This window comes from Stenotrophomonas sp. CASM110, from assembly GCF_049384345.1.
Taxonomy (GTDB): Bacteria; Pseudomonadota; Gammaproteobacteria; order Xanthomonadales; family Xanthomonadaceae; genus Stenotrophomonas; species Stenotrophomonas muris.
In genome coordinates, this window is the sequence record NZ_JBMRGI010000001.1 from 181651 (window position 1) to 204843 (window position 23193).

Sequence of the window (23193 nt, forward strand, 5' to 3'; positions counted from 1 at the left end):
GACATGCGCATGCGCTCGCTGCTTCCCCTGCTGGCATTGAGCCTGTTTGGTTCCGGCTGCAGTTCCACCGATACCCGTCCCCTGCCCCGCCCGCCCTCAGTGGACGTGCCACGCTTCATGGGCGACTGGTATGTGATCGCCCACATCCCCTCATGGCCGGAGCGCAAAGCTTTCGACGCGGTGGAGAGCTACGCATTGAAGCCCGACGGGCGCATCCAGACCACCTTCACCTATCGCAAGGGCAGCTTCGACGCCCCCCAGAAGTCGATGCACCCTGTTGGACGGGTCGAGAAGGACGGCAACGGCGCCATCTGGGGCATGCAGTTCATCTGGCCGATCCAGGCCGAGTATGTGATTGCCTGGCTGCGCGATGACTACGGCCAGACCATCGTCGCGCGCAGCAAGCGCGACTACGTGTGGTACATGGCACGCACGCCACAGGTGTCCGAGAGCGACTACCAGCAGGCCGTGCAGCGCATCGCGGCCATGGGTTACGACACCGCAAAGCTGAGGCGCGTGCCGCAGTCGGTGCGCTGAGCCATCGGTCATCCCCACGCAGCACCTGCTGACGGCAGGGCGTGTCGACATCTGCTTGCGCCGGATGTCGCATTCATCACCGCTGCCGCATTGTTCATCCAGCATGCGCGCAGCCGCTGCCGGACCCGTGCGTACAGCGACGCCGCCCCTGCCCTGCCTGCAGTAGCTGGCGCCGGGGTCGCGAACACTCAAGACTCGACCGCGGCGGCCGCTAATGGCCAATACAGGGCTGTGCGCGCGGGCCACAATGGCCGACGAAGGGTGCATTCCGGTCGTGGCGGATTTCACAATGGAAGGAACAGGCAGTTGAAGGAAGAACGACGCAACACGTTGCAGGCCAGTCATCGCGCGATCCTCAGCTTCTGGCACAGGGTTGAGTTCTTCATACCCTACGATCTGCAGGGCCAGGTCCTTGAGTCGAAGGACGCGGACTGGAGCGTACGGCAGCTGTCCAGGGATCAGCTCGAGCGATTGGACCCGAAGGATCTGTGGTCCCCACCCCTGCCATTCGGTCGCAGGCTGAGCGGATTCGATGTCTACCTCGGCATATTCGACAAAGCCCAGCTGGCCGATATCACCCAGCGGGTACTGGCTGAGACGCCAAGCGGAGACGAGTCGCTGGAACAGGACGAACGGGCCGAACTGGAAGGCCTGACCTGCGCGGCCAGCCTGCGGGCAAGCGCCGAGGGCGTGCTGCAGCTGGGTGAAATCTCGGTATCGACCGTTCCGTGGGCACTGGGCACGATCTCCAGGCGTGGCTTGCAGGGCCTGGACTTCGACGCCTTCCAGGCAAGCCTTGAAGCACTCAAGCGCGACGTAGCAACGTTCCGCAGCGCCGCTGCCACCCCCGCCGGACAGGGTGAGGGCCCAACGCCCTGCAGCCCCGACGACCTGTTGCGCCTGCTCGACATCCTGTGCAACTGGTCGGGTCATGACCCTTCCGCGGGCGACGCGTCCGCTCCGCTGCTGGTCATCCGGGCGAAAAGCGTTGAAGACAAGCCGAAGCCGGAACGGGCAGCAAAAGCCACACCCCCAGGGCCGGACAACGAGCCAACGGCGGAAGCGGACGACGTCGAGGACGACGAGGCCCAGCCCGAAGAGGACGCGGAGATCAGCATCCTCAACAGTTTCTTCGTCGAGGATATCGCGCGGGCCATCGGCGCACTCGACCAGGGCAAGGCCAGTGCGCCGCTACGCGCCTATCTGAGCCCATTGCCTGAAAGCCGACGCGAAGACCTTTACACCCCAGAAGGCCATGCGCTGATTGCCGACCGGCTGCGCCCGCGCCACATCAATCGGGGCCACTGGCCCGGCGATCCTGCACACACGATGAGCCTGATGCAGCAGTTCGCTGTGAACAGCATCTTCGAGCAGGTGCGCGATTCAGGCATCTTCTCGGTCAATGGCCCGCCCGGAACCGGGAAGACCACGCTGTTGCGTGAGGTCTTCGCTGAGAACATCGTGCGGCGTGCACGTGCATTGTCACAGTACGCGACGCCAGCCGCTGCGCTCGGCCCAGCCCGCGAAGTGAACTTCGAAGGTGAGAAGCCGTGCAGGGTCTCGCCACTGAAGGCCGACCTGACCGGCTTCGAGATGGTGGTCGCATCGTCGAACAATGCCGCCGTGGAGAATATTTCGCGTGACCTGCCGAAGAGCCGGTCACTGGGCAAGCCCGGAGGGTCGCGCTGGCGCAACAGCACAGGGGACGTGACCTTCGACTACCTGCGGCCACTGGCCCGCAACCTGCTCGAATGGAACGGCAGGGGCGCCTATGAACGACCGGCGGCAGACAGCGATGCCTGGGGGTTGATCAGCTGTGCGCTGGGCAGGAAGGCCAACCGCGAGGCACTTGTGCGGGCCATCAGCAGGAGCGCCCCAAAAGATGGCAAAACCCCGAAGGGCTACGACCGCGCCCGCCACCAGTCGCTCTGGGAGTGGCGGGACAACCCAGCAGCCATGAGCTTCCAGCAGGCCAGGCAGGCGTTCGGCAAGGCCGATGCGATCGTCAATGGCCTGGTCGAAAAGCTTGATCGGCTCGCCTCGCTCAGCCGTGAAATCAGCGGCAACGATGAGGAGAGCTTCTGCCGGCAAACGACTTCTCAGCTTCGCGATGCACAGCGCGCGCATGAGGAAGCTGCACAGCAGTGCCGTGCACTCGAGGGCCAGCGCAGCAGATCCGATGAACAGCTCGCCCTGCTCAAGGCGCAACGCATCCTGCTCAAGGAAGAGAAGCCTGGCTGGTGGGCCCGCATCTTTGACCGGCAGCGCGCGCACAGCCATGCGGCCGCAATGGTGCAGAACGCAGATCATCAACACCGATGGACCCAGCGCGGGCTCGAACTCGGGACGCAATGTGATACGGCGCAACAGCACCTGGGCCGAACCGCGAGCACCCTGGCCGAGGCATCGGCCGCCGCGCAGGCACGGGCGCAGCAATGGGCTGGAATGACGCAACAGCTCGAACAACTGAAAGCCGAATTCGGCACCGCGTCCCATCCCGCCGACGCGGCCGAACTGGAAGATCAGGACTGGCAGATCAAGGGAGTCTGGAACAGCGAGCAGCTCAACGAGCAGCGCGCCAACCTCTTCGTGGCGGCACTGCAGCTTCACCAGGCCTGGCTGCACGAAGTGGTGCAGAAGGGCGGCGGCTTCGCCCAGAATGTCATTGCACTGTGCCACCTGCTGAGTGGCAAGCGGCTGCAGGAGCCACGCGATGCGCTGGCCATCTGGCAGAGCCTGTTCATGATCGTGCCGGTTGTCTCCAGCACGTTCGCCTCGGTCGCACGCCAGTTCCGCCACCTCGGGCCGGACTCGATCGGCTGGCTGTTCATCGATGAAGCTGGCCAGGCCGTGCCGCAGGCGGCAGTCGGTGCACTGCTGCGCTCCAGGCGCGCGGTCGTGGTGGGTGATCCGCTGCAGATCGAGCCGGTGTTCACCGTGCCGGTCAAGCTGCTGCAGGCGCTGGGCCGAACCAGCGCACTGCCCGCAGGCGTGAACGTCTCGCCCGACAAGACCTCCGTACAGGTACTGGCCGACGAGGCCAACCCGCTCGGTGCCCGCATGGAGTCCGGCGGCTCGCCGCTCTGGATCGGCAGTCCGCTGCGCGTGCATCGTCGCTGCGTCGAACCGATGTTCTCCATTGCCAACACGATTGCCTACGAGGGGAAGATGATCTTCTCCAACCCCTGGGAACCCAGTGCGGCGCGGCCACCCGCCGACAGCCTGGACATCGGCAGCAGCGCCTGGGTACACGCCCCCGGCCGCACCAGCGACAAGCAGGTCGTGCCGTGCCAGATCGACCTGGTGCAGCAGGCGTTGGCCGCGCTCTACCACAGCACCGGAAGCCTTCCCCCGGTCTACATCATTTCGCCCTTCAAGCGCATCAAGAATGCCCTGCTCGAGCGATTGCGGAGCCAGGACGCCTGGCTTGGCCCGGATGCCCCACCCGGCACGCAGGCGCCACGCACCACCGAACTGCGCACGTGGTGCAGGGAGCGCGTCGGCACCGTGCACACCTTCCAGGGCAAGGAGGAAAGCATTGTCTGGATGGTCCTGGGCTGCGACACGGACACGGTGGGCGCGGCGCACTGGGCCTCCAGCAAGCCCAATCTGCTCAACGTCGCCGTCACCCGTGCCCAGCACCGCTGCTTCCTGATCGGAGACACCGCACTCTGGGGCGGCCTGCGCCACTTCTCAGACGCCCATGCCAAACAGTTGCCCCGCATCACCCCGGCGCAGTTCCTGGGTCGCATGTCGATCCCCCGCGTGCAGACTCGATAGCCCTGCCCTGCCCTGACGGCGTCAACCAGTCAGGTCAGGGGCGCAGGGTCACGCCGGCGTGACGCGTCACATTAATGGTTCCGGCAGCCACGACGGGACGCCTGCAGCACCCCATCCATTTACGTCACGAATGCGTAAGCCCCGGCCGATCAACTGCGTCCATCGATCTTTAGGAATAGTCGTAAAAACGCAACGAATTCGATGTTCGACGCGACAGCGGCGCCAGAATGGCGGCCACGCCCATGGGCGCCGACCACCTCCCGCGCATGAATGGATTTCCTGCACCGCGTCGGCTTCGCCTGGCGCTCCTGGACGATCACGAAGTCGTCCGTCGCGGCACCGCCCTGCACCTGTCAGGCGATCTCCGCTTCGACATCGTCGCCAGCCACGGTTGCAGCAACGAACTGCTCTGCAGCCTGCAACGCACACCAGTGGATGTGGCCATCATCGATCTCACGCTTGCCCGTGACGACCTGGGTAGCCTCGAGCTGGTTGCGCTGCTGCGCCGGGAATTCCCGCGCACGCCATTGCTGGCCTTCGCCACGCTCTGCCCCACCACCAACCTCAACAGCCTGATCGATGCCGGACTCAACGGATTCGTCAGCAAGGCGGAACCGCTTGCTGCATTGTCCGACGCCATCGTACGTGTTTCCCAGGGCCTGACCCGGGTTCCACCGGACGTCAGGCTGGCCGGCGATCGCGGCGAGCTCAGCCGCAACGAGCGCGAAGTACTCGGCCTGCTGTTGGAAGGCTTGACGGTCTCCGAGATCGCATTGCGGCGGCACCGCAGCATCAAGACTGTCAGCACGCAGAAGGTGGCTGTGCTGCGCAAGCTGGGATTGCGCAGCGACGTGGAAATCTACGCACTGCGCGAACGACTGGAGACACCGTGAGGCGCCAGCCGCCGTTGCGCCGCCGCTTCCTGTCCACGGGGCTGCTGGCGCTCCTTCTCCTGCCGGCTGCCTCGGCCGAAGATATCCGCTCGCCACGCTGGCTGCCGGGCAGCACTGTACGGGTCGCCACGACTCCCTCCCTGCGCCCCCTGCCCGCGGCCCTGGCCGATCCGTCATCACCGCCAACGCTCGCCCATGGCTATGCCAACCTGGTGGCGCGGCACGCCCAATTCCGTTTCCTGGAACACCCCTACCCGACAACCGCCGCATCGATCCTCGCTGTATGCCATCACGAGGCTGACCTGGTCATGGTGTTTGGCGGCGCAAGGCACCAGGCGCTGCCCTGCCCCGGCCTTGCCGCGTCCACCCCGTTCCGTGGCGGCGCCACCCTGTTGGCCGGACGCGCCGGCGAGTGGCTGCCACGGGAGATGCGCGAACTCGACGGCCGGGTCATCGCCGTCGTTGAAGGCGGGCCCTACGCCAGCTGGCTGCACGCGCATCACCCGCAGGTCCGGCTGCGGCAGCTGCCAGACCGGCATGCAGCACTGGCGGCAGTCGAAGCCGGCGTGGCGGACGTGGCGATTGGCCTGGAGCCCACGCTGCGCCCCCTGGTTCGACGCCATTTCAATGGCAGCCTGCGCCTGCAGCCGTTCGATAGCGGTTTCTCCACCGACCTTTACCTGCTGGTTCGTCGGGAAGACCAGCAACTGCTCGGGCGCATCGAACAGGCATTGCGGGAGATCACACTGGAAGAGCACGCAAGCCTGCTCCACCTATGGGCAGGCCAGACCCTGCCTGCCGCGGCCGGGAATGCACTGGACTGGATGCAGGCGTCGCCCCCGCGCGGGTGGCTGCTGCTGGCCCCACTGCTGATTGCCCTGCCGCTGCTGTGGCTCGCAATGCGCCACCTGCGGGCGCGCGGTGACCGAAGCAGCGCGCATGCCATCGGCGTGATCAGCCACGAGATGCGCAACTCGGCGCAGGCCGTGCTGACCTCGATCGAGCTGCTGGGGCAATCGACATTGCCCAAGGGCGAGCGTGACCTGCTCGCCGCTGCCAGCAGCGCCAGCCAATCCCTGCGCAGCCTGTTGAATCGCGCACTGGATTTTTCGCGCCTTGCGAGCGGCGCTTTCAAGCCGCATGCGCAACCCTGCGATGCAACCCAGCTGTGCCGGCAGGCTCTGGAGGCGATCCGGCCACAGGCCCAGCGGAAAGGCCTGCAGCTGCATCTCGATGCCCAGGGCGCATCCCCGTCGAACATCCTGGTGGACGCCGATGCGCTACGCCAGATTGCCAGCAATCTATTGGCGAACGCAGTGAAGTTCAGCGATTCCGGCCGCATCGAGCTGCGCCTGCAACTGATGCCGGCGGCGCGTCCTCGGGCGCTGCTGCTGGAGGTGATCGACAGCGGCATCGGCATCGCGCCGGCGCAGGTAGCCACCCTGTTCCAGCCTTTCCAGCAAGGCAGCAGCGGACAGCGGCGTGGCGGCAGTGGGCTGGGGCTTTCCATCGCGCGCGAGCTGGCCCGCGCAATGGGCGGCGACCTCACCGTGCACAGCGTGCTGGGCCGTGGCAGTCGCTTCATCCTGCGCCTGCCGGTGTGCCCGGCTGGCACCGGCGTGGATGCCCAGGACATGCCCGTGGGCGATACGCCACTGGCCGGACTGCACCTGCTGCTGGTCGAGGACCACGAGCTCAATCGCCACGTGATCGCCGAACAGCTGCGGCGCTGGGGCGCAGAGGTGTGCGCCGTGAAAGATGCGGCCAGTGCCCTGGCCGAACAGGCACGACAGCCCCGCTCCGCTGCTCTGATCGACATTGGGTTGCCTGGCGCCGATGGTCACGTGCTGGCGCGCGAGCTACGCGGGTCTGCCGGGCGCACCGTTCGCCTGATCGCATTGTCTGCCCGCACCGGACGGCGTCATCGCGCACGCTGCCACCGCTCGGGCTTCGACGCGGTGCTGGCCAAGCCGCTGCGCGCCGCCCAGCTGCTGCCTGCGCTCGGCATTGCGCGACCAGAGGGCCCGGGCGCAGCCGCGCAGACGATTGACATGGACGCGGCCTACATCGCCGACATCCACGATGAGCTCGGCAACATGGAGCGGGTTATTGATCGAGCGGATGCATCGGCACTGGGCCATCACGCGCACCGATTGCAGGGCACGCTGCAGATGCTGGGCCAATGCGAGCATGCGGCCATCGCGGCGGAGCTGGTCGACCTGGCGCATGACGCCGCGCCGGACTGGGCCGATGCGCGGCGCCTGCTGGACGTGCTGAAGGCCGGACAGGGCTCCCGCCCAGCGGGAACCCTGCCAATGCCTTGATCAGGCGGCCAGGCGCTCGACCTGGCGACGGGTCAGGTCATTGAAGCGACCCAGCGACATCAGGTGCTGGTGGATCAGTGCCAGCCAGCCGCTGCGGTGCCACTCGACCACGGTGGCTTCCGGCAGCGCAACGAACTTCTCGACGTCCACCACCAGGAAGCCATTGAGGTTGAACTCGCGGCCATCCGGGGTACGCACGGTGGCGTTGCGCTCGACCAGCAGGCCGTTGTCGGTCAGGGCCTTGGAGAAGGCCAAGGTCTGTTCGTGCTCGCGGGTGTACTGGCCGCAGAACTCCAGCGCCTGCTGCACCATTTCGGTGGCCTTGCCGTCAACGAACAGCGGCTGGCCTTCCTCGCCGCCCTTGACCACGCGCGGGCTTTCTTCGTCGATGCCCAGCAGGAAGTCATTCTCCGCGCCGGTGTCGATGAAGATGAAGGGGTGGCGGCGCAGGTAGGCCGGAATATAGGCCTCGTCTTCCCACAGGCCGTCCTTGATGAACAGGTTCTGGTCGGACACGCCGACGGCAGCCATCGGAACCGCACCGGGGCCGGCGAACAGGATCGGGAAATGATGCAGCGCCAGCGAGAACTCGCCCAGCACCAGCGGAATGGCGTTGTTGCCGGCGGCGAACTCGAGCTTGCCCGGCAGGATGCGCAGATCGGCGTGCACATCGGCCTGCAGCGGCACCGGACGGGTATAGAACAGGGGAGCGCCGCTCGGCGCCGCTTCGGTGGTGGTGTCGCTGGTGGTGGTCATCTTGGGAACCGTTCGATCATGCGCGCCTGCCATCCCGGGCACGCCAGCGGGAACAACCTGAATCCCGCATTATCAACAAGCTCGATGACAACGGCCACCCCGCCAGCGAACTATTTCAGCTGCAGGGGGTAGCGCTGCCAGAGCACGTGGACCAGGAACCCGGCCAGTTCGGTGTCGCGCGCGCTCACCGCTGCACGGATCTTGTCCAGCAGCACCATGTCGCTGCAGGAGCGCACATCGGCGTGGTTGGCCTGCCCTGCCCGGCGCGCACGATAGCGTGCGGCCCGCTGCGCATCGCTCATCGCATACCCGAACTTGGGCGGACGACCGCGCTTGCGCGGCAGGGTCAGCTCCAGGGTTCCGGGGTCTTTGTCATCACGCATGAGAGGGGTGCGGGCGGCGGCGAGCAACGGGGGGTGCGCAATTTATCGTGAGGCATCACTTTAATCCAGCTTTTTCTGCAGTTTTGTTGCATCGCAATGCAAAAAAACGCATCGCGAGGGCCCCATCCACGCATGGCGTGGATCTAGTGCAGAGCTCGCGACCCGATCACCCGGTAGATCCACGCCATGCATGGATGCGGAAACCCGAACCCACAAAAAAGGGAGCCCGCGAACGGGCTCCCCTCACCTTCTTCATGCAGCGCGCACCGGCTCGTAGCCATGCAGGTGCGCCTCGCTGCTGGCCCGCCCCTGGCTGAGCGAACGCAGCGAGGTGGTATAGCCCACCAGCTGCGCCAGCGGTGCGAAGCCACTGACCTCGGCGCGACCATCCTGATCGTCGATGCGGGCAATGCGACCATGGCGGCGGTTGAGGTCGCCGACCACATCACCCACCGACGCTGACGGCGAATGCACCGTCACCGCCATCACCGGCTCCAGCAGCTGCGTGCCGCCTTCGGCCAGCGCCGCCTTGATCGCCTCGGCGCCTGCGCGATGGAACGCCATCTCCGAGGAGTCCTTGGCATGGGTCTGGCCATCGACAAGACTGACCTCGATGCCGACCACCGGATGGCCCTGGGGGCCTTCCGACAGCGCAGCACGCACACCTTTCTCCACCGCCGCGATGAAGCTGCGCGGCACCACGCCACCGACGATGCGGTCGTTGAATACGACCTGGTCGTCCTCGCGCGGCGATACATCCAGCACCACGTGCGCGAACTGGCCCTGGCCGCCGGTCTGCTTGACCAGCCGCCCGACGACGCCGGTCATCGCACGCATCGGCGTCTCCTGGTAGGCCACGCGCGGCGCACCTACGCCTACGTCGACCTTCCATTCGCTGCGCAGGCGCTCGACCATCACCTCCAGGTGCAGTTCGCCCATGCCCCAGACCAGGGTCTCCGCCGTGTCGCGATCGGTTTCGACGCGGAACGAGGGATCTTCCTGGGCCAGGCTGGCCAAACCCTGTGCCATCCGGATCAGGTCGGCCGCACGCGCCGGCTCCAACCGCCACGCCAGCACCGGTGCCTGTGCCTGGATGTTCTCCAGGCGCAGCGGCTGCGCACGACCGCTCAGCGTTTCACCACTGACCGCATCCTTCCAGCCCAGCACTGCAACGATGTCACCGGCCACGGCCTGTTCGATGTCGTGGGTCTGGTCGGCCTGCACCCGCACCAGGCGACTGACACGCCGCCCCTGCGGATGCTGCGAACTGGCCACCGCATCACCCACCTTCAAGGTGCCCGAGTACAGCCGCACGAAGCTCAACGCGCCGTGCTGCTGGTGGGTGATCTTGAACAGCAGGCCGGCCAGCGGACCGTCCGGGTCCGGCGGCAGCACGACCTCGCCCTCATCGCTTTCGGCGCTGACGGCAGGGCGATCCAGCGGCGACGGCAGGTAATCGACCACGGCGTCCAGCAGCGTCTCGATACCCTTGTCCTTGAACGCAGCACCGGCCAGCACGGGCACGCCCGCACCCGCCAGCGTCGCCCGGCGGATCGCCGCGCGCAGCTGCCCGGCATCGATCACGCGACCTTCCAGCCAGGCATCGGCCAGTTGCTCATCGTGATCGGCCACGGCCTCGACCAGCGCATCGCGTTGGGCTTGCCACTGGGCCCGCGCCGCTTGGTCCCACGGGGTCACCGTGGTTGCGGCACCATCCTGCCACTGCAGCACGCGCTCATCGACCAGATCGACCCAGCCGTTGAAGCCACTTTCGCTGCCCAACGGCACGCCCAGCGCCCACGGCCGCGCCCGCAGTTTGTCCTGCAGCTGCTCCAGCACGCGCTCGAACGAAGCGCCGACGCGGTCCATCTTGTTGACGAAAGCGATCAGCGGCACGCGGTGGCGACGCGCCTGGCGCCACACGGTTTCGGACTGCGGCTGCACGCCATCCACGGCCGAGAACACGGCCACGGCGCCGTCGAGCACGCGCAGTGAACGCTCGACCTCGATGGCGAAGTCGATGTGGCCAGGGGTGTCGATCAGGGTCAGCCGATGCGGCGGCAGGTCGCGCGGCGCCCACTGCGCCTGCACGGCGGCAGCGCCGATGGTGATGCCGCGTTCGCGTTCGATCGCCGAGAAATCGGTGGTCGCGTTGCCGTCGTGCACTTCACCGACGCGGTGGATCTCGCCGCTTTTCCACAGCAGGCGTTCGGTCAGCGTGGTCTTGCCGGCGTCGATGTGGGCAATGATGCCAAGGTTGCGACGACGGGAAAGGACTTGGGTGTTCATATAGAGGTTCCTGCAAAGCCAACTTCAGGGGCCGCGCCCCCCGGTTGGCGACAGGGTGCGCGGCTAGCGTTCGGTCTCGGCGATCTGGTGCATGGCACGTTCTCCTTTGCAGTACTGGGTAGCGTCGACTGGGTAGAGTCGACTGTTAGTCGACTAACAAAAAAAACAAAAACAAAAAGAGCGCCCCGGGGGGCGCTCTGTCGAAGGTCCAGCGATGGCCGCTTCAACGGCCTCGTGGGGCTCCAGGCAGACACGCCCGTTCCGCGTTGGCGCGGGTCAGGGTGAAAAACTTCAGGAGCGGCATCCGGTTCATGGGGCGCATTCTAGACCTGCCAATCTGGCACGCAAGTGAATATTGCAAACATAAATGGAACGATGAGGCCGACAATGATCGGGGTCAGATCCCTTTGACCCTGGCCAAAGGGATCTGCCTCCTCTCAGCCCTTACTTGCAGCCGTGCAGCGTGCGCGCCTCGGCCACGGTCGCCGCCTGGTCATCCCCCATCGAAATCCACCCCTTCAGCGACGTCGCCGGGTCAATGTGCGGCAGCTGCGGGCCACCATGGATCAGCACCTCGGTCCAGCTCCCCACCGGCGCCAGTTCGGACAGGCGTGCCGCCTGGTCATCCTCGGTGCTGAACGTGTCGTCCGGGCTCGCCGGGGGCGTCGTGTTCACGGTCTCGGTCTTGCGGGAATGCACACGCAGCGCGCCGCCCGGCATGCGCTGGGTGGTGACGTCGTAGCGCTCGATACCGTACGCCCAATGGCTTTCACCAATGCTGCGGGTCTCGCTTCCGTCATCCGCCACAGCCACCATCTCGCCCGCCGGCCCGACCACGCCCGCGACAGCACCCAGGCCGGACATCAGCGCCTGGTAGACGATCATCTGCCGCTGCTCGGTGCTCAACGCAGCGGCCTTGAGCTTGGCAGGGGGAATCTGCAGGTATGCCGCCTCCTTGCAAAGCACCAGCACCTGCTGGTCATCCCAACTCACGGACATTTCCTCGCTGGCGAAGTACTGCGTCCGGATGGACGCAACAGGAGAACCCGCGCCAGCGGAATGCCGTATCTCGATCAGCGAGGCATTCTCCGCCGCATCGGCCAGCGAAACCGGAGAGGTGGAAGCCGCAGTCGCAGCGCCTGCGAAGCCAACCAACACGGCCAGCAGCGTGCCGCGCGAAATGCTACAGATCATTGCATCAGTCCATTGAGGGAATACCGGTCAGACATGATACGCGGCGACGGAAGCAGATCCGGACTACGTCACCACCACCAACGGCACCCCGCGCCGCGGATGCTCCAGCACCACCACATCCTGCTGATAGACCCGCTGCAGGTTGTCTTCGGTGAGTACCTGCAGCGGCGTGCCATCGGCCGCCACCCTGCCCTGCTCCAACAGCACGATGCGGTCGGCATAGCCGGCGGCCAGGTTCAGATCGTGCAGCACCACGATCACGCACGCACCGGCTTCGGCACAGGCACGCACACTGCGCAACGTACGCTCCTGGTGGCGAAGATCCAGCGCCGCGGTCGGTTCATCAAGCAACAGCAGCGGCGTGTCCTGCGCCAGCACGCGCGCGAACGTGGTCCGGGCGGACTCGCCACCGGACAGCTGCTGCACTTCGCGCAGGCGTAGCGCCTGCAGTTCGGCGGCATCGATGGCAGCTTCCACCCGTGCATCGTCCACACGCGGATCCGGCGGATGCGGCAACCGTCCCATCGCCACCACTTCTTCCACGCTGAAGGCGAAGCGCACGCCATGCTCCTGCGGCATCACCGCGCGCTCGCGTGCCAGCGGCCCGGCCTTGTAACTGGCCAACGGCTTGCCCAGCAGGCTCACCTCCCCCGCATCGGCGCGCAGGTCACCGGCCGCCACCGCCAGCAACGTAGACTTGCCCGCGCCGTTCGGGCCAACCAGCGCGGTCACCGTGCCCGGCTCGAACGCCAGCGAGATGCCATGCAGGATCTCGCGCTGCTGGCGGCGCACCACCACCTCGTGCAGCTTCAGCAGCACGCTCATGGCGCCGCCTTGCGGCGCTGCTGCAGCACCAGCCAGAGGAAGAACGGCGCACCCAGCGCGGCCGAGAACAGGCCCAGCGGAATCTCCGCAGGTGGATCGAGCGTGCGTGCGGCGGTGTCGGCCACCACGATCAGCAGCGCACCGAGCAGCCCGGACAACGGCAGCAGCCAGCGATGACCCGGGCCGACCAGCAGTCGCGCCACGTGCGGCACCACCAGGCCGACGAAGCTGATCGAGCCCGCGAACGCCACCGCTGCGCCCACCAGCAGCGCACTGAACGCGACCAGGCGACGCCGCGTACGGGTCACGTCCAGCCCCAGGTGCTGCGCCTGGCGCTCACCCAGCGCCAGCATGTCCAGCGGCGTGGCCAGTCGCTGCAGCGCAAACACGCCGAGCGCAAACAGCGGCACCACCGCGGCCACGTCGGCCCAGTTGGCGCGCGCCAGCGAGCCCATCTGCCAGAACACCAGCGACTGCAGCTCGCTTTCGCTGGCGATGTAAGTAAGGAAACCGATCAGCGCCGAGCAGAACGCGGCCATCGCGATGCCGACCAGCAGCAGCGTGGCATTCCCACTGCCTTTGCCGGGCCGGGCCAGCGCATAGGTCAGGCCGATCGCCAGCGCGCCGCCGACGAAGGCTGCCACCGGCACCAGCCAGCCGGCCGCACCGGCAGCGCCGAGAACAATGGCAGCCACCGCACCCAGCGCAGCACCCTGGCTGACACCGACGATGCCGGGGTCGGCCAGCGGATTGCCAAACAGGCCCTGCAGGCTGGCACCGGCCATCGCCAGCGACGCACCGACCATCGCGCCCAACAGGGCGCGCGGAATGCGCAGCTGCCAGACCACGGCCAGATCACGGCTGCTGACTGCCCCTGGGTCAAGCAGGCCCAGCTTCACCGCCAGCGCCTGCATCACCTCCAGCGGCGGCAACCGCAACGGACCCACGGCGAACGACGCCAGCACTGCCCCCAGCAGCGCCAGCAACGCCACCATCAACATCGTCCGCCCGCGACGGCGGCGCCGATCCGCCGGACTCATGCCTCCGGCAACGCCGCCAGGGCCTTGGCCAGCGCCAGCGCGCCCGCACCAGAACCCACGCTGGTGTACTTCAGCTGCACATCCGGCATCACCCAGACCCGATTGGCCTGCCCGGCCGGCGTCTGCTTCAGCGTCGGGTACGCCTTCCACAGGCCTTCGGCACCGCCGAACAGCCGCAGGTCATGCTCGGTCACCAGGATCACCTCCGGTGCCGCGGCGACCACCCCCTCGTTGCTCAGCTGCGAGTAGTTCTTCACCCCGGCCTCGGTGCCGATGTTGATGCCGCCGGCCAGCGCGATCAGCTGCGCTGACGCGCTGTCGGCACCGGCAACAGTGGGCGAGCCGCCAGCGCCGGTGGCCGATACGTGGATCAGTCGTGGCGCATGGCCCAGGCCCTTGCCAATCGCTGCAGCCTCGTCGAGCTGGCGCTGCACCTGCGTGGCCAATGTTTGCCCCGCTTCGGCCAGCCCTAGTGCGGCGGCGACCTTGCGCACCTTGTCCGGGGCCGGCTGCAGATCATCGATGACCACCGCCGGCTCACCGACTTCGCGCAGCTTTTTGGCCAGCTCGGTGTGGCGGCGCAGGCTGTTGCCGAGGAACAGCGAGCCCTGCAGGCTCAGCACGCCCTCCACGCCGGTGGTGCGGTTGAACAGGAACTGGTGCGGCGCGGCCAGGCCGGCCTGGGTGGTGGTGTTGGTCGGCGCGGCGAATACCTGCGTGCCCAGCCCCAGTGCTTCGATCACCGCGATGACGTCGTCGCCACCGGCAATGATCCGGCTGGTATCGGTCACCTCGATATCGGCGCCGTCATCGGAATGCACCTTGGCCGGCAGCATCGCCTTCTGGTCATGCACGGCCGGCAGCTCGGCACCGGCCACGCGCTGCCAGCCTGCCGGCAACGCGGTTTCGGCAGCGGCCGGTGCGGCGGGCGGCTCGGCGGCCTTCTGGCCATCAGGCGGTGTCGACGCGCCGCCACAGGCGGCCAGTACCAGCGAAACAGCCAACGGAAGCGCACACAGGCGCAGACGGGACGCGATGTTCATGCTCGTTCTCCTTGCTGGCAGGGCGGCGCGCACGCCGCCCCACCGTGTGACTTACTGCTTCGGGGTGATGCGGGTGATGCGGTCACCCTTCGGGTCCTCAGCGCCGCGCGACTTGTTCACCGCGAACACGTTGCCCTTGCCATCGGCGCCGACGTGGTTCGGCAGCGTGCCGCCATCAAGATTGGCGACCACCTTGCCGTCACCATTCACCACGGTGACCGTGCCAGCGCCACGGTTGCTGACATAGGCCAGGCCGGAGGCATCATCGAAGGCGACGTTCAGCGCACCGGCGCCGACCGGCACGTCATGCAGCACCTTGCCGGCAGCCACGTCGACGATCAGCAGGTTGTCGGTGCCCTGCGAGGCGACGTAAAGGCGGTTGCGTGCCGCATCGAAGGCCACGCCCGAGGCACTGATCGAATTGCCCAGATCGATGACCTTCTCGACCTTGCCGCTGGCCACATCGATCACCGCCGCTTCCGGGGTGCCGATGCTGACGGTGAACAGCTTGCCGCCCTTCTCGTCCAGCACCAGGCTCATCGGGGTGAACGTGCCGTCGTCCACGCCGGATTCCAGCGTCACTGCCGGCAGCTCCTTGAAGGTCCTGGCGTCGAACACCGACAGGTGGTCCTCGCCCGTGGCCGAGGCGAACACCTTGCCGCGGGTGCCATCGACCACCACGTCGCGCGCGTGCGGCACAGTGTCGGCCGGGAACTGGTGGACCAGCGACAGGTCCTTCTGCCGGTAGACCGCGATCGAGTTCTGGCGGGTGTTGGTCACCCAGACATTGCCGTTGGTGTCATCCACGCCCACGCCGTAGACCGCGTACACCGCACCATTGGTGCTGCCCGGCACCTGCGCCGGGGTGATCGCCCTGGTCACCTTCAGCGACGTCGGGTCCAGCTTCAGCAGCTGCGACTGGGTCACCGGCGGGCGACCCACCGCCGAGGTCACGAACACTGCGTTGCTGGCGGCGCTGTAGGCGGACTGGTACAGGCCCGGCACCAGCTTGCTGGACCGGGTGGCGAACTGCGCCTGGCCGGACAGCGGCAACTGCGGCGACACGCGCAGCTTCAGCACCGTGGCCGCAGCCGGCTGGCTGGCGCGCACCACCACCGGGTGGGTGCCCGGCACCGCGTCGGCCGGAATGCTCAGCTGGGTCTTGAAGTTGCCATCGGCATCGACCACCACCGGCTGTGCGTTGAGCACGCTGTCGCCACGCAGCAGGCTGACCTTCTGGCCCGGCACGAAACCACGGCCGACCACGTCGGCGGTGCTGCCGGGAACCACGTTCTCACCGCGTGAGACGACCTCACCCTTGAAGGTGGCGTTGGCCGGCTGGTCGAACACCGGCTGCGCGGTGGCGGTCACTGCCAGCAGCAGGCCGGCAGCGAGAGAGGTAAGACGGAGAGACGGACGGAACGACATGGCAGGCTCCTTGCACACGTAGGCCGCGCCACGTGGCGCGGGGGTCATCGGTTGCCTGGGCCGCTGCACGTCGGCAGCCTCGCCTGGGTAGTGGGGTCGCACGGCAGCGCGTGCGAAGGGATTCATTCGGCGGCGTTGTCACCGCCATTGGGCGCGCCATCGCCGGCGCTGCGATCGGTCACGCCGTACAGCTCATGCAGCGCCGCATGGAAGGACGCCGGCAGCATCGGGCCGTGGCCAAGGCCGGGGAACTCGCGGTACTGCACGCTCAGGCCCGGCACCTTGCCCAAGCGCTCGGACAGCTGCATCGCCGCATCCGGGGTGGCGCCACCGATGCGGCGCAGGTGCGCGACCACGCGCGGATTGTTCATGTCGCGCTTGCCGCGATCACCGACACGCTCGGCACCGCCCAGCATCAGCCAGAGCCTTGCCGGTTGGCCGTGCACGTTCTGCACGAACTGTTGTTCCGGATCCCCCAGCGCCGCACCCTGGCTCCACCACAGCGACGGGCTGGCGGCCAGATAGGACTGGAAGGCGGCCGGACGCGTGTACAGCGCATTGAGCACGAACAATCCACCCAGCGAGTGGCCCCACAGCGCTTGCTGCTGCGTATCGATGCGTGCGCGACGCTCGACTTCCGGCTTGATGCGGCGTTCGATCACATCCAGGAAGGCCGCACCACCACCGCCGACCGCCTGGGTCGTACCGCTCTCATCGTCGGCACGGTCGATCCATGCGGTGTAGTCGCGGGTGCGCGCCTTGGAATCGATGCGCAGGTCGTTGTCGTAGCCGATCAGCACCAGCACCGGTGGCGCCTTGCGCGCGGCCAGCTCGGCCAGTAACGGCTGATCCAGGACCATGGCGACGGCGTTGCCGTCCAGCGCGTAGAGCACCGGGGATGGCGTCTTGCCGGCCTTGGCCGGAATCGCCAGGTTCACCCGCCAGCGGCGTTGCTGGTCGGGACTGTCCACCACGAAATGCTCGAAGCGATAGCTGGCCGCCGGCTCGTCGAGTACGGTGTGGCCGATTTTCTGCAGCGGGTTGCGCTGCTGTGCATGGGCATATGGGGTGGCCAGGAGCAGACCCATCATCAAGGCGGCCAAGCCGCGGGCCAGCGGACCACGGCGCGAAGGCGGAACAAAGTGCTTCATCAGCGGCGGCAGAAGCGGCCCAGGGCCGCCGGTTCACAAGGGACCGCAGTCTACCTTAAACGCGAATGATTATCACATCGATCAAACGTCACGCTGTGTATCACGCGCGCGCATGCCCGGGTTGCGCAAGGGGCAGCAATTCCCCTATTTTGCCGCCCATCGGGGCATTGGATCGCCCCGCTTCCAGCGCAGCCATGGATGGCGGGCACTTGCCGCCATCCGGGTCGCGTTCATCTGCACACAACCGGCATGGGATTGGATCCCATGATTGTGAGACTCCCTTGAAGCACACCACCCTGATCGCCCTCTCCCTCGGCCTGCTTGCGCCGCTGGCCGCCCATGCCGCACAGGACCTGCCAACGCTCTACCAGGCCTTTGAAGAAGCCGGCAATTCGTCACTGGGCATGGACCAACTCAACCAGACGGTGACATTCACTGCCGTAGCCCTGAGCGTTTCCAGCAACCTGGCGGGCGAGCCGCTGATCGAGGCCGGCGACGACCAGGGCAATGTCCTGGCCCGGCTGACCAGCGACGACGAACAGCAGGCGGCCAAGCTGGGCGCACTGGAAGAAGGCGCGACGTTCACCGCCAGCTGCACGCTGCAGTTCAGTTCCGGCACGGACTACCTGTCCTTCGGCGACTGCACCATCAAGTAAAGACGAAGCCGGCGAAATGCCGGCTTCTTTTCTTTGCCTCTTGTGGAGTCGAGCCATGCCCGACTCGCGAAATGTCACGGCCCCGAAGGCACCGGACCATAAGCATTTTCCTGCGGCGTGCCCGGCAGCAGCGCGAATACGAAGATCACCAGGCCGCCGAACGGAACGAAGGCCAGCAGGTACATCCAGCCCGACTGGTTGCAGTCGTGCAGGCGGCGCACGGTGACGGCGATGACCGGCACGAACGTGGCCAGCCAGAACACGACAAACAGGATGATCGACGCGATGCCCAGGACGTCGGACTGCATCACCAGCCCGGCAACGAGCGGCACCATCAGGACGGCGGAGACGATCAGCATGAACAGCTGGAACATCCAGTACTCACGACGGTTGGCACGCCCCTCGAACTGGGCGTAGCGCTTCAACGGCAGAATCATTTCCTGCACGGCATCAATCCTTGAAAAAGTGGCCGCGCAGTGTGCCAAAGACCGCCGCCGGGAACAATGTGGAGCCGAGCCATGCTCGGCTGCCATTGGCCCTGTAGAGCCGAGCCCATGCTCGGCTGCCGTTGGCCCTGTAGAGCCGAGCCCATGCTCGGCTGCCGTTGCCGCAGGCGCTGCTGGCCCGGTCCAGAGCGGAGTCGAGCGCGGCTCGACGCTACATAAACCGGGTCAGCGACCCTTTGCCGCCCTCGCCGCTTCGCGCTCGGCACGCAGCCGGTCCAGCTTTTCCTTCAGCTTGATTTCCAGGCCACGCGGCACCGGGTTGTAGTACACCCGTTCGCCCATCGCATCCGGGAAACCCGTCTGGTCCAGCGCGATGCCACCCTCGGCGTCATGGTCGTACTGGTACTCGGCGCCGTAGCCGAGCTCCTTCATCAGCTTGGTCGGTGCATTGCGCAGGTGCAGCGGCACTTCTTCGGTGCCGCTCTCGCGCACGTCGGCCTTGGCCTGGTTGAAGGCGGCATAGCCGGCGTTCGACTTGGCGGTGCTGGCCAGGTAGAGCACCAGCTGCGCGAACGCCAGCTCGCCTTCCGGGCTGCCCAGCCGCTCGTAGATGTCCCAGGCTTCCAGCGCCATGCTCTGCGCGCGCGGATCGGCCAGGCCGATATCCTCGATGGCCATGCGGGTCAGCCGGCGCGCCAAGTAGGACGGGTCGCAGCCACCATCGAGCATGCGGGTCAGCCAGTACAGCGCGGCATCCGGGTTGGAGCTGCGTACCGACTTGTGCAGCGCCGAGATCTGGTCGTAGAACTGCTCGCCGCCCTTGTCGAAGCGACGGGTGCGATCGGCCAGCACCTGGGCCAGGGTCTGCGGCGTGATGCGCCCTCCCTCCCCGCCCGCCAGTTCCGCGGCGATTTCCAACAGGGTCAGCGCACGGCGCACGTCGCCATCGGCGGCGGTCGCAATTTCCAGCAGCAGCTCGGGAGCGACCTCGATGCGCTCTTCACCCAGGCCGCGTTCGCGGTCACCCAGCGCACGCTCCAGCGCCTCAACGATGTCTGTGGGCGAAACGCCTTCCAGCACATGCACGCGGCAACGCGACAGCAGCGCCGAATTCAGTTCGAATGACGGATTCTCGGTGGTGGCACCGACGAACAGGATGGTGCCGCACTCGATATGCGGCAGGAACGCGTCCTGCTGCGCCTTGTTGAAGCGATGCACCTCATCCACGAACAACACGGTGCGCCGGCCTTCGGCGAAACGCTGCGCGGCCTCGGCCAACACCTGGCGCACCTCCGGCAGGCCGGAGAGGACGGCGGAGATGGCACGGAATTCTGCGTCGGAGTATTCGGCCAGCAACAGCGCCAGCGTGGTCTTGCCACAGCCTGGCGGCCCCCACAGGATCATTGAATGCACGCGACCGGATTCGACCGCGCGACGCAGCGCGCTGTCCGGCGCCAGCAGGCGCTTCTGCCCAACCATTTCGTCGAGAGTGCGCGGACGCATGCGCTCGGCCAGCGGGCGCAGGTGCTCCCGATCGACGCTCAGCAGATCGGGACCAAGGAAGGAAGTTGAACGATGTCTTGCCACCCGGTCATTGTACCGCGAGCGCGTGCCAGCAATTTCGGTAGTGCCGGCCGCTGGCCGGCAAATCCCAAGCGTGCCAACCAACGGTTGGCACCCACCAGAGCAGCTAGCGCCGGGCCATGCCCGGCGCCCTGATCAATTACCGATGACGTCGGTGCCCTTCGGCGGGGTGAAGCTGAAGGTGCCGGCGGCAAAGCCCGGGTTGCGCTTCCAGCCGCTGAAGCTGATCACAGTGCGCTGGCCAACCGCATCGGTGATTTCCATCTTGGCCAGGCCCTGGGCATTGAAGCCCAGCGCGGCATACTGGAAGCTGGCTTCGGTCTCGCGCTTCGGCGACAGCGACAGCCACTGCAGGCCATCGCGCTGCGCGGCCTCTTCGCTGACGTCGTACTGCTGCTCCAGCAGCGCCGGGTTGATCAGCGCGGTCAGCGGGCTGTTCTGCTCTTCCTTGCCCTGCTCGCGCACGGTGGCCTGTTCCAGGTCCGGCTCATACATCCAGACCTTCTTGCCGTCGGCCACGATCAACTGCTCGTGCGGGCGCACGTATTCCCAGCGGAACAGGCGCGGCGCCGACAGGGCCACGCGGCCACTGGTCGATTCCTTCACCTTGCCGCGGCTGTCGAACACCTGCTGGCTGAACTGGCCATCCAGGCCCTTCAGGCCACTGGTGAAGGTCTTCAGGTCATCGCGGGCGCCTGCCCAGGCGCTGCCGGCGGCGGCGCAGGCCACGGCCAGGGTGGTGGTGGCAAGGAAACGACGGAAGCGGAAGTTCATGCGGGAATCCTGTGGGCGCGGGCGCCAGGAAAGGTGGTTGCCAGTGTGCCCGGGGAAAGATGAATGGGCGATCAGGGCGACATTATGCCGCCCTGAACGTCCATCGGCGATTCAGCCGCCCGAGCCCGGCAGCTTGCCGTACAGCACCTGGCCACGGAAGCCACGCCGCACTTCGCGATACAACGCGCGGAATGCGGTGTAGTCCTGCGGCTGGCACAGCGCCTCCGGGCCACGCACCGCGTTCTGCTGCAAGCGATGGCGCACGATCACGTCCTGCCCCTCGCGGCTCCAGTCCACGCGGTACTCGCCAGCGGCGTTGGTGAAACGCTGGTTGGCCGGGATGGCGATGATCGGCGCATTGGCCGGGAACTGCAGGCGATAGGTTTCCTCGCGCAGGCTGGCATTGCAGTAGAACGGCGTCTCGTTGGCCGGCGCAGAAGCGGTGGCGTACAGGCCACGCACCGACTCGCCGCCCGGCGGATCCGGCACGGCCATGCCGCCGGCCACGCTGAAGTCGGCGTAGTCCTCGGCCTGGAAGGCCATGCGATAGCCGAACGGCCGGGTCAGGTCGACCGGCACGCCCTGGATCTGCAGCTGCCCTCGCCCGTCGAAACCGGACGCGGCCATGATCTGCTCCTCGGCGCGCGCACGATTCTGCGCGTTGAGCTGGGAGAACTGGGCGCGCATGCCGATCTCGGCGTTCTCGCCCAGCTTCGGAATGGTCTCGCCGCGCAGGTTGCCGTTGGCGTCGAAGGTGAAACGCACTTCCATCGAGGTGGCATTGCGCTGCGGCGTGTTGGCCGGGGTGCGTGCCAGCGTGGCGTCGCGGGTACGCATCACCGGCGCACCCAGGTCACCTTCCGGCAGCTGCCCGAAGCGGGCCCACGCGGTGGTCGAATCAAGGTACAGATCGAATTCCGGGATGTAGGTGATGGCGTGGTTGAAGCGGCCCAGCACCGGAATCTTCGGCAGCGTCGGGCCACCGCCGGCACCGATCAGCACCGGCGAGCTGGTGATGCCCTTGGCTGCCAGCAGTGCCTCGAGGATCGTCACATGGTCCTTGCAGTCACCATAGTGGTTGTCGAGGATGCTCTGCGCGCTGTTCGGCTCCAGGCCGCCATTGCCCAGGTACACCGCCACATAGCGGATGTTCTGCGCCACCCAGCGGTACAGCGCATCGGCCTGCTCGCGCCGGTCGCTGATGCCAGCGGTGATTTCATCAGCCAGCGCCTGCAGCGCCGGGGTCACGTCGGCCGCCGGGCCGGCCTTGAGCTGGTAGGCGCGTCCCATCTGCGACCAGTCACGATACGTGCTGGCCATGATGTTCGGGCCGAACTCCCAGCCCGCCGCCGACCAGTTCTGTGCCGGCATGGCTTCGCGCCGCTGGTAGCGCCAGCGCCACTGCGCCTGGCCGTTCTTCACCGTCGGGCGATCGCTGCCCTGCACGCCGCGGCTGTCGACGAACATCGGCAGGCTGGCCGGCGCAGTCAGGGTGACCTCGGCGTCTTCGTACTCGGTGAAGACGTTGAAGGTCTCCCACAGGCCGAAATAGCCCGGGAAGTACGGCGTGGCCTGGGTGCGGCGCACCTGGTAGTACAGGCGCGTGCCCGGGGCCAGGTTCGGGAACACGATCACCCGCACCTTGCGGTCGGCATACATCGCCGCCGAGGCGCTGGAGTAACTCTCCTGGGTGTAGATGCGATCGGCCGGCACGTCGCGCCGCTGGCCATCGGCGGTGATGGTGTAGGCACCGAGCACTTCCAGCGTCTCCATCTTTTCGCTGTAGCTCAGCCGCACCTGGCTGAACTGCTCGACGGAGGCCTTGGTCTTGAGCAGGACTTCGTAGGTTTCGGTCTGCACATTGCCCGCATCCGGCCGCACCTGGTAGTCGGCGCGGTAACGGACAATGCTGAAATTATTGCTGGCTTCGGTATCGCCGCTGGTGGAAGGCGGCGCCGTGGCGGGCGCGGAGGTGGCGGTTTCTGCCAGTGCCGGGCCGGCAGCCAGGAAGGCTGCCAGCGCCAGCGCCAGCGCGCTTGGTACGGGGTGAAGCATGCGTCGGTTCCTTGGACGTCGTGGGGGATACGTCG

18 protein-coding genes are annotated in these 23193 nt (G+C 66.9%); 5 read left to right on the forward strand and 13 right to left on the reverse strand.

Going from position 1 to position 23193, the window contains the following annotated elements; translation table 11 throughout:
- Positions 1-3 precede the first annotated feature (3 nt).
- The 4 genes from VG561_RS00905 to VG561_RS00920 all read left to right on the forward strand — a co-directional run bounded on the left by VG561_RS00905 (position 4) and on the right by VG561_RS00920 (position 7534).
- Entirely contained in the window at positions 4-537 is a 534-nt protein-coding gene (locus tag VG561_RS00905) for a lipocalin family protein (RefSeq protein WP_111206860.1), read from the forward strand.
- A gap of 306 nt (positions 538-843) precedes the next feature.
- Entirely contained in the window at positions 844-4317 is a 3474-nt protein-coding gene (locus VG561_RS00910; protein WP_142234697.1) for a DEAD/DEAH box helicase, read from the forward strand.
- Positions 4318-4559: 242 nt separating this feature from the next.
- The gene (locus VG561_RS00915; protein WP_232503899.1) at positions 4560-5210 is read left to right on the forward strand and encodes a response regulator transcription factor; all 651 of its coding nucleotides are present in this window, start codon (positions 4560-4562) and stop codon (positions 5208-5210) included.
- Positions 5211-5224: 14 nt separating this feature from the next.
- The gene (locus tag VG561_RS00920) at positions 5225-7534 is read left to right on the forward strand and encodes an ATP-binding protein (RefSeq protein WP_423179285.1); all 2310 of its coding nucleotides are present in this window, start codon (positions 5225-5227) and stop codon (positions 7532-7534) included.
- On the opposite strand, the gene VG561_RS00925 is transcribed toward VG561_RS00920, so the two are convergent.
- The 9 genes from VG561_RS00925 to VG561_RS00965 all read right to left on the reverse strand — a co-directional run bounded on the left by VG561_RS00925 (position 7535) and on the right by VG561_RS00965 (position 17643).
- Positions 7535-8290 carry a SapC family protein gene (locus VG561_RS00925; RefSeq protein ID WP_032961063.1) on the reverse strand — a complete coding sequence of 252 codons (756 nt, stop codon included), beginning with the start codon at positions 8288-8290 and terminating at the stop codon, positions 7535-7537.
- Positions 8291-8400: 110 nt separating this feature from the next.
- Positions 8401-8673, reverse strand: coding sequence for a hypothetical protein (locus VG561_RS00930; RefSeq protein WP_005409616.1), 273 nt, complete (start codon positions 8671-8673; stop codon positions 8401-8403).
- A 252-nt stretch (positions 8674-8925) separates the two neighbouring features.
- Entirely contained in the window at positions 8926-10962 is a 2037-nt protein-coding gene (gene fusA, locus VG561_RS00935) for an elongation factor G (protein ID WP_014647099.1), read from the reverse strand.
- Between the two features lie 444 nt (positions 10963-11406).
- Positions 11407-12156, reverse strand: coding sequence for a hypothetical protein (locus tag VG561_RS00940; protein WP_142234695.1), 750 nt, complete (start codon positions 12154-12156; stop codon positions 11407-11409).
- A gap of 63 nt (positions 12157-12219) precedes the next feature.
- Positions 12220-12981 (reverse strand): heme ABC transporter ATP-binding protein, encoded by a 762-nt coding sequence (locus VG561_RS00945; RefSeq protein ID WP_014647097.1) that lies wholly within the window; start codon positions 12979-12981, stop codon positions 12220-12222.
- Positions 12978-14021 carry a FecCD family ABC transporter permease gene (locus VG561_RS00950; protein WP_046430486.1) on the reverse strand — a complete coding sequence of 348 codons (1044 nt, stop codon included), beginning with the start codon at positions 14019-14021 and terminating at the stop codon, positions 12978-12980. Before VG561_RS00950 ends, VG561_RS00945 begins: the two co-directional genes overlap by 4 nt.
- Positions 14018-15064, reverse strand: coding sequence for a heme/hemin ABC transporter substrate-binding protein (locus tag VG561_RS00955; RefSeq protein ID WP_049439866.1), 1047 nt, complete (start codon positions 15062-15064; stop codon positions 14018-14020). The genes VG561_RS00950 and VG561_RS00955 overlap by 4 nt, the downstream gene beginning before the upstream one ends.
- A gap of 51 nt (positions 15065-15115) precedes the next feature.
- Positions 15116-16492 (reverse strand): ATP-binding protein, encoded by a 1377-nt coding sequence (locus VG561_RS00960; protein WP_262093991.1) that lies wholly within the window; start codon positions 16490-16492, stop codon positions 15116-15118.
- A gap of 122 nt (positions 16493-16614) precedes the next feature.
- Complete coding sequence (locus VG561_RS00965; protein WP_262093992.1) at positions 16615-17643, reverse strand: alpha/beta hydrolase-fold protein; 1029 nt, start codon at positions 17641-17643, stop codon at positions 16615-16617.
- 281 nt (positions 17644-17924) lie between these two features.
- Between VG561_RS00965 and VG561_RS00970 the strand changes: the two genes are divergently transcribed.
- Entirely contained in the window at positions 17925-18299 is a 375-nt protein-coding gene (locus VG561_RS00970; RefSeq protein ID WP_014647092.1) for a hypothetical protein, read from the forward strand.
- A gap of 74 nt (positions 18300-18373) precedes the next feature.
- Here VG561_RS00970 and VG561_RS00975 read toward each other — a convergent pair whose 3' ends face one another.
- From VG561_RS00975 to VG561_RS00990, 4 genes are all read right to left on the reverse strand, one after another.
- Positions 18374-18745 carry a DUF805 domain-containing protein gene (locus VG561_RS00975; protein ID WP_014647091.1) on the reverse strand — a complete coding sequence of 124 codons (372 nt, stop codon included), beginning with the start codon at positions 18743-18745 and terminating at the stop codon, positions 18374-18376.
- A 225-nt stretch (positions 18746-18970) separates the two neighbouring features.
- Positions 18971-20248, reverse strand: coding sequence for a replication-associated recombination protein A (locus tag VG561_RS00980; RefSeq protein WP_262093993.1), 1278 nt, complete (start codon positions 20246-20248; stop codon positions 18971-18973).
- Positions 20249-20464: 216 nt separating this feature from the next.
- Entirely contained in the window at positions 20465-21103 is a 639-nt protein-coding gene (gene lolA, locus VG561_RS00985) for an outer membrane lipoprotein chaperone LolA (protein WP_005413289.1), read from the reverse strand.
- 111 nt (positions 21104-21214) lie between these two features.
- The gene (locus VG561_RS00990; protein WP_423179286.1) at positions 21215-23158 is read right to left on the reverse strand and encodes a DUF3857 domain-containing protein; all 1944 of its coding nucleotides are present in this window, start codon (positions 23156-23158) and stop codon (positions 21215-21217) included.
- Positions 23159-23193 lie beyond the last annotated feature (35 nt).

What these genes read in the sequence shown, in the direction of transcription:
- VG561_RS00905 (WP_111206860.1), top strand. Translation starts at nt 4, where the DNA reads ATGCGCATGCGCTCGCTGCTTCCCCTGCTGGCATTGAGCCTGTTTGGT.
- VG561_RS00915 (WP_232503899.1), top strand. Translation starts at nt 4,560, where the DNA reads ATGGGCGCCGACCACCTCCCGCGCATGAATGGATTTCCTGCACCGCGT.
- VG561_RS00925 (WP_032961063.1), bottom strand. Translation starts at nt 8,290, where the DNA reads ATGACCACCACCAGCGACACCACCACCGAAGCGGCGCCGAGCGGCGCT.
- VG561_RS00930 (WP_005409616.1), bottom strand. Translation starts at nt 8,673, where the DNA reads ATGCGTGATGACAAAGACCCCGGAACCCTGGAGCTGACCCTGCCGCGC.
- fusA (WP_014647099.1), bottom strand. Translation starts at nt 10,962, where the DNA reads ATGAACACCCAAGTCCTTTCCCGTCGTCGCAACCTTGGCATCATTGCC.
- VG561_RS00940 (WP_142234695.1), bottom strand. Translation starts at nt 12,156, where the DNA reads ATGATCTGTAGCATTTCGCGCGGCACGCTGCTGGCCGTGTTGGTTGGC.
- VG561_RS00945 (WP_014647097.1), bottom strand. Translation starts at nt 12,981, where the DNA reads ATGAGCGTGCTGCTGAAGCTGCACGAGGTGGTGGTGCGCCGCCAGCAG.
- VG561_RS00950 (WP_046430486.1), bottom strand. Translation starts at nt 14,021, where the DNA reads ATGAGTCCGGCGGATCGGCGCCGCCGTCGCGGGCGGACGATGTTGATG.
- VG561_RS00955 (WP_049439866.1), bottom strand. Translation starts at nt 15,064, where the DNA reads ATGAACATCGCGTCCCGTCTGCGCCTGTGTGCGCTTCCGTTGGCTGTT.
- VG561_RS00960 (WP_262093991.1), bottom strand. Translation starts at nt 16,492, where the DNA reads ATGTCGTTCCGTCCGTCTCTCCGTCTTACCTCTCTCGCTGCCGGCCTG.
- VG561_RS00965 (WP_262093992.1), bottom strand. Translation starts at nt 17,643, where the DNA reads ATGAAGCACTTTGTTCCGCCTTCGCGCCGTGGTCCGCTGGCCCGCGGC.
- VG561_RS00980 (WP_262093993.1), bottom strand. Translation starts at nt 20,248, where the DNA reads ATGCGTCCGCGCACTCTCGACGAAATGGTTGGGCAGAAGCGCCTGCTG.
- lolA (WP_005413289.1), bottom strand. Translation starts at nt 21,103, where the DNA reads ATGAACTTCCGCTTCCGTCGTTTCCTTGCCACCACCACCCTGGCCGTG.
- VG561_RS00990 (WP_423179286.1), bottom strand. Translation starts at nt 23,158, where the DNA reads ATGCTTCACCCCGTACCAAGCGCGCTGGCGCTGGCGCTGGCAGCCTTC.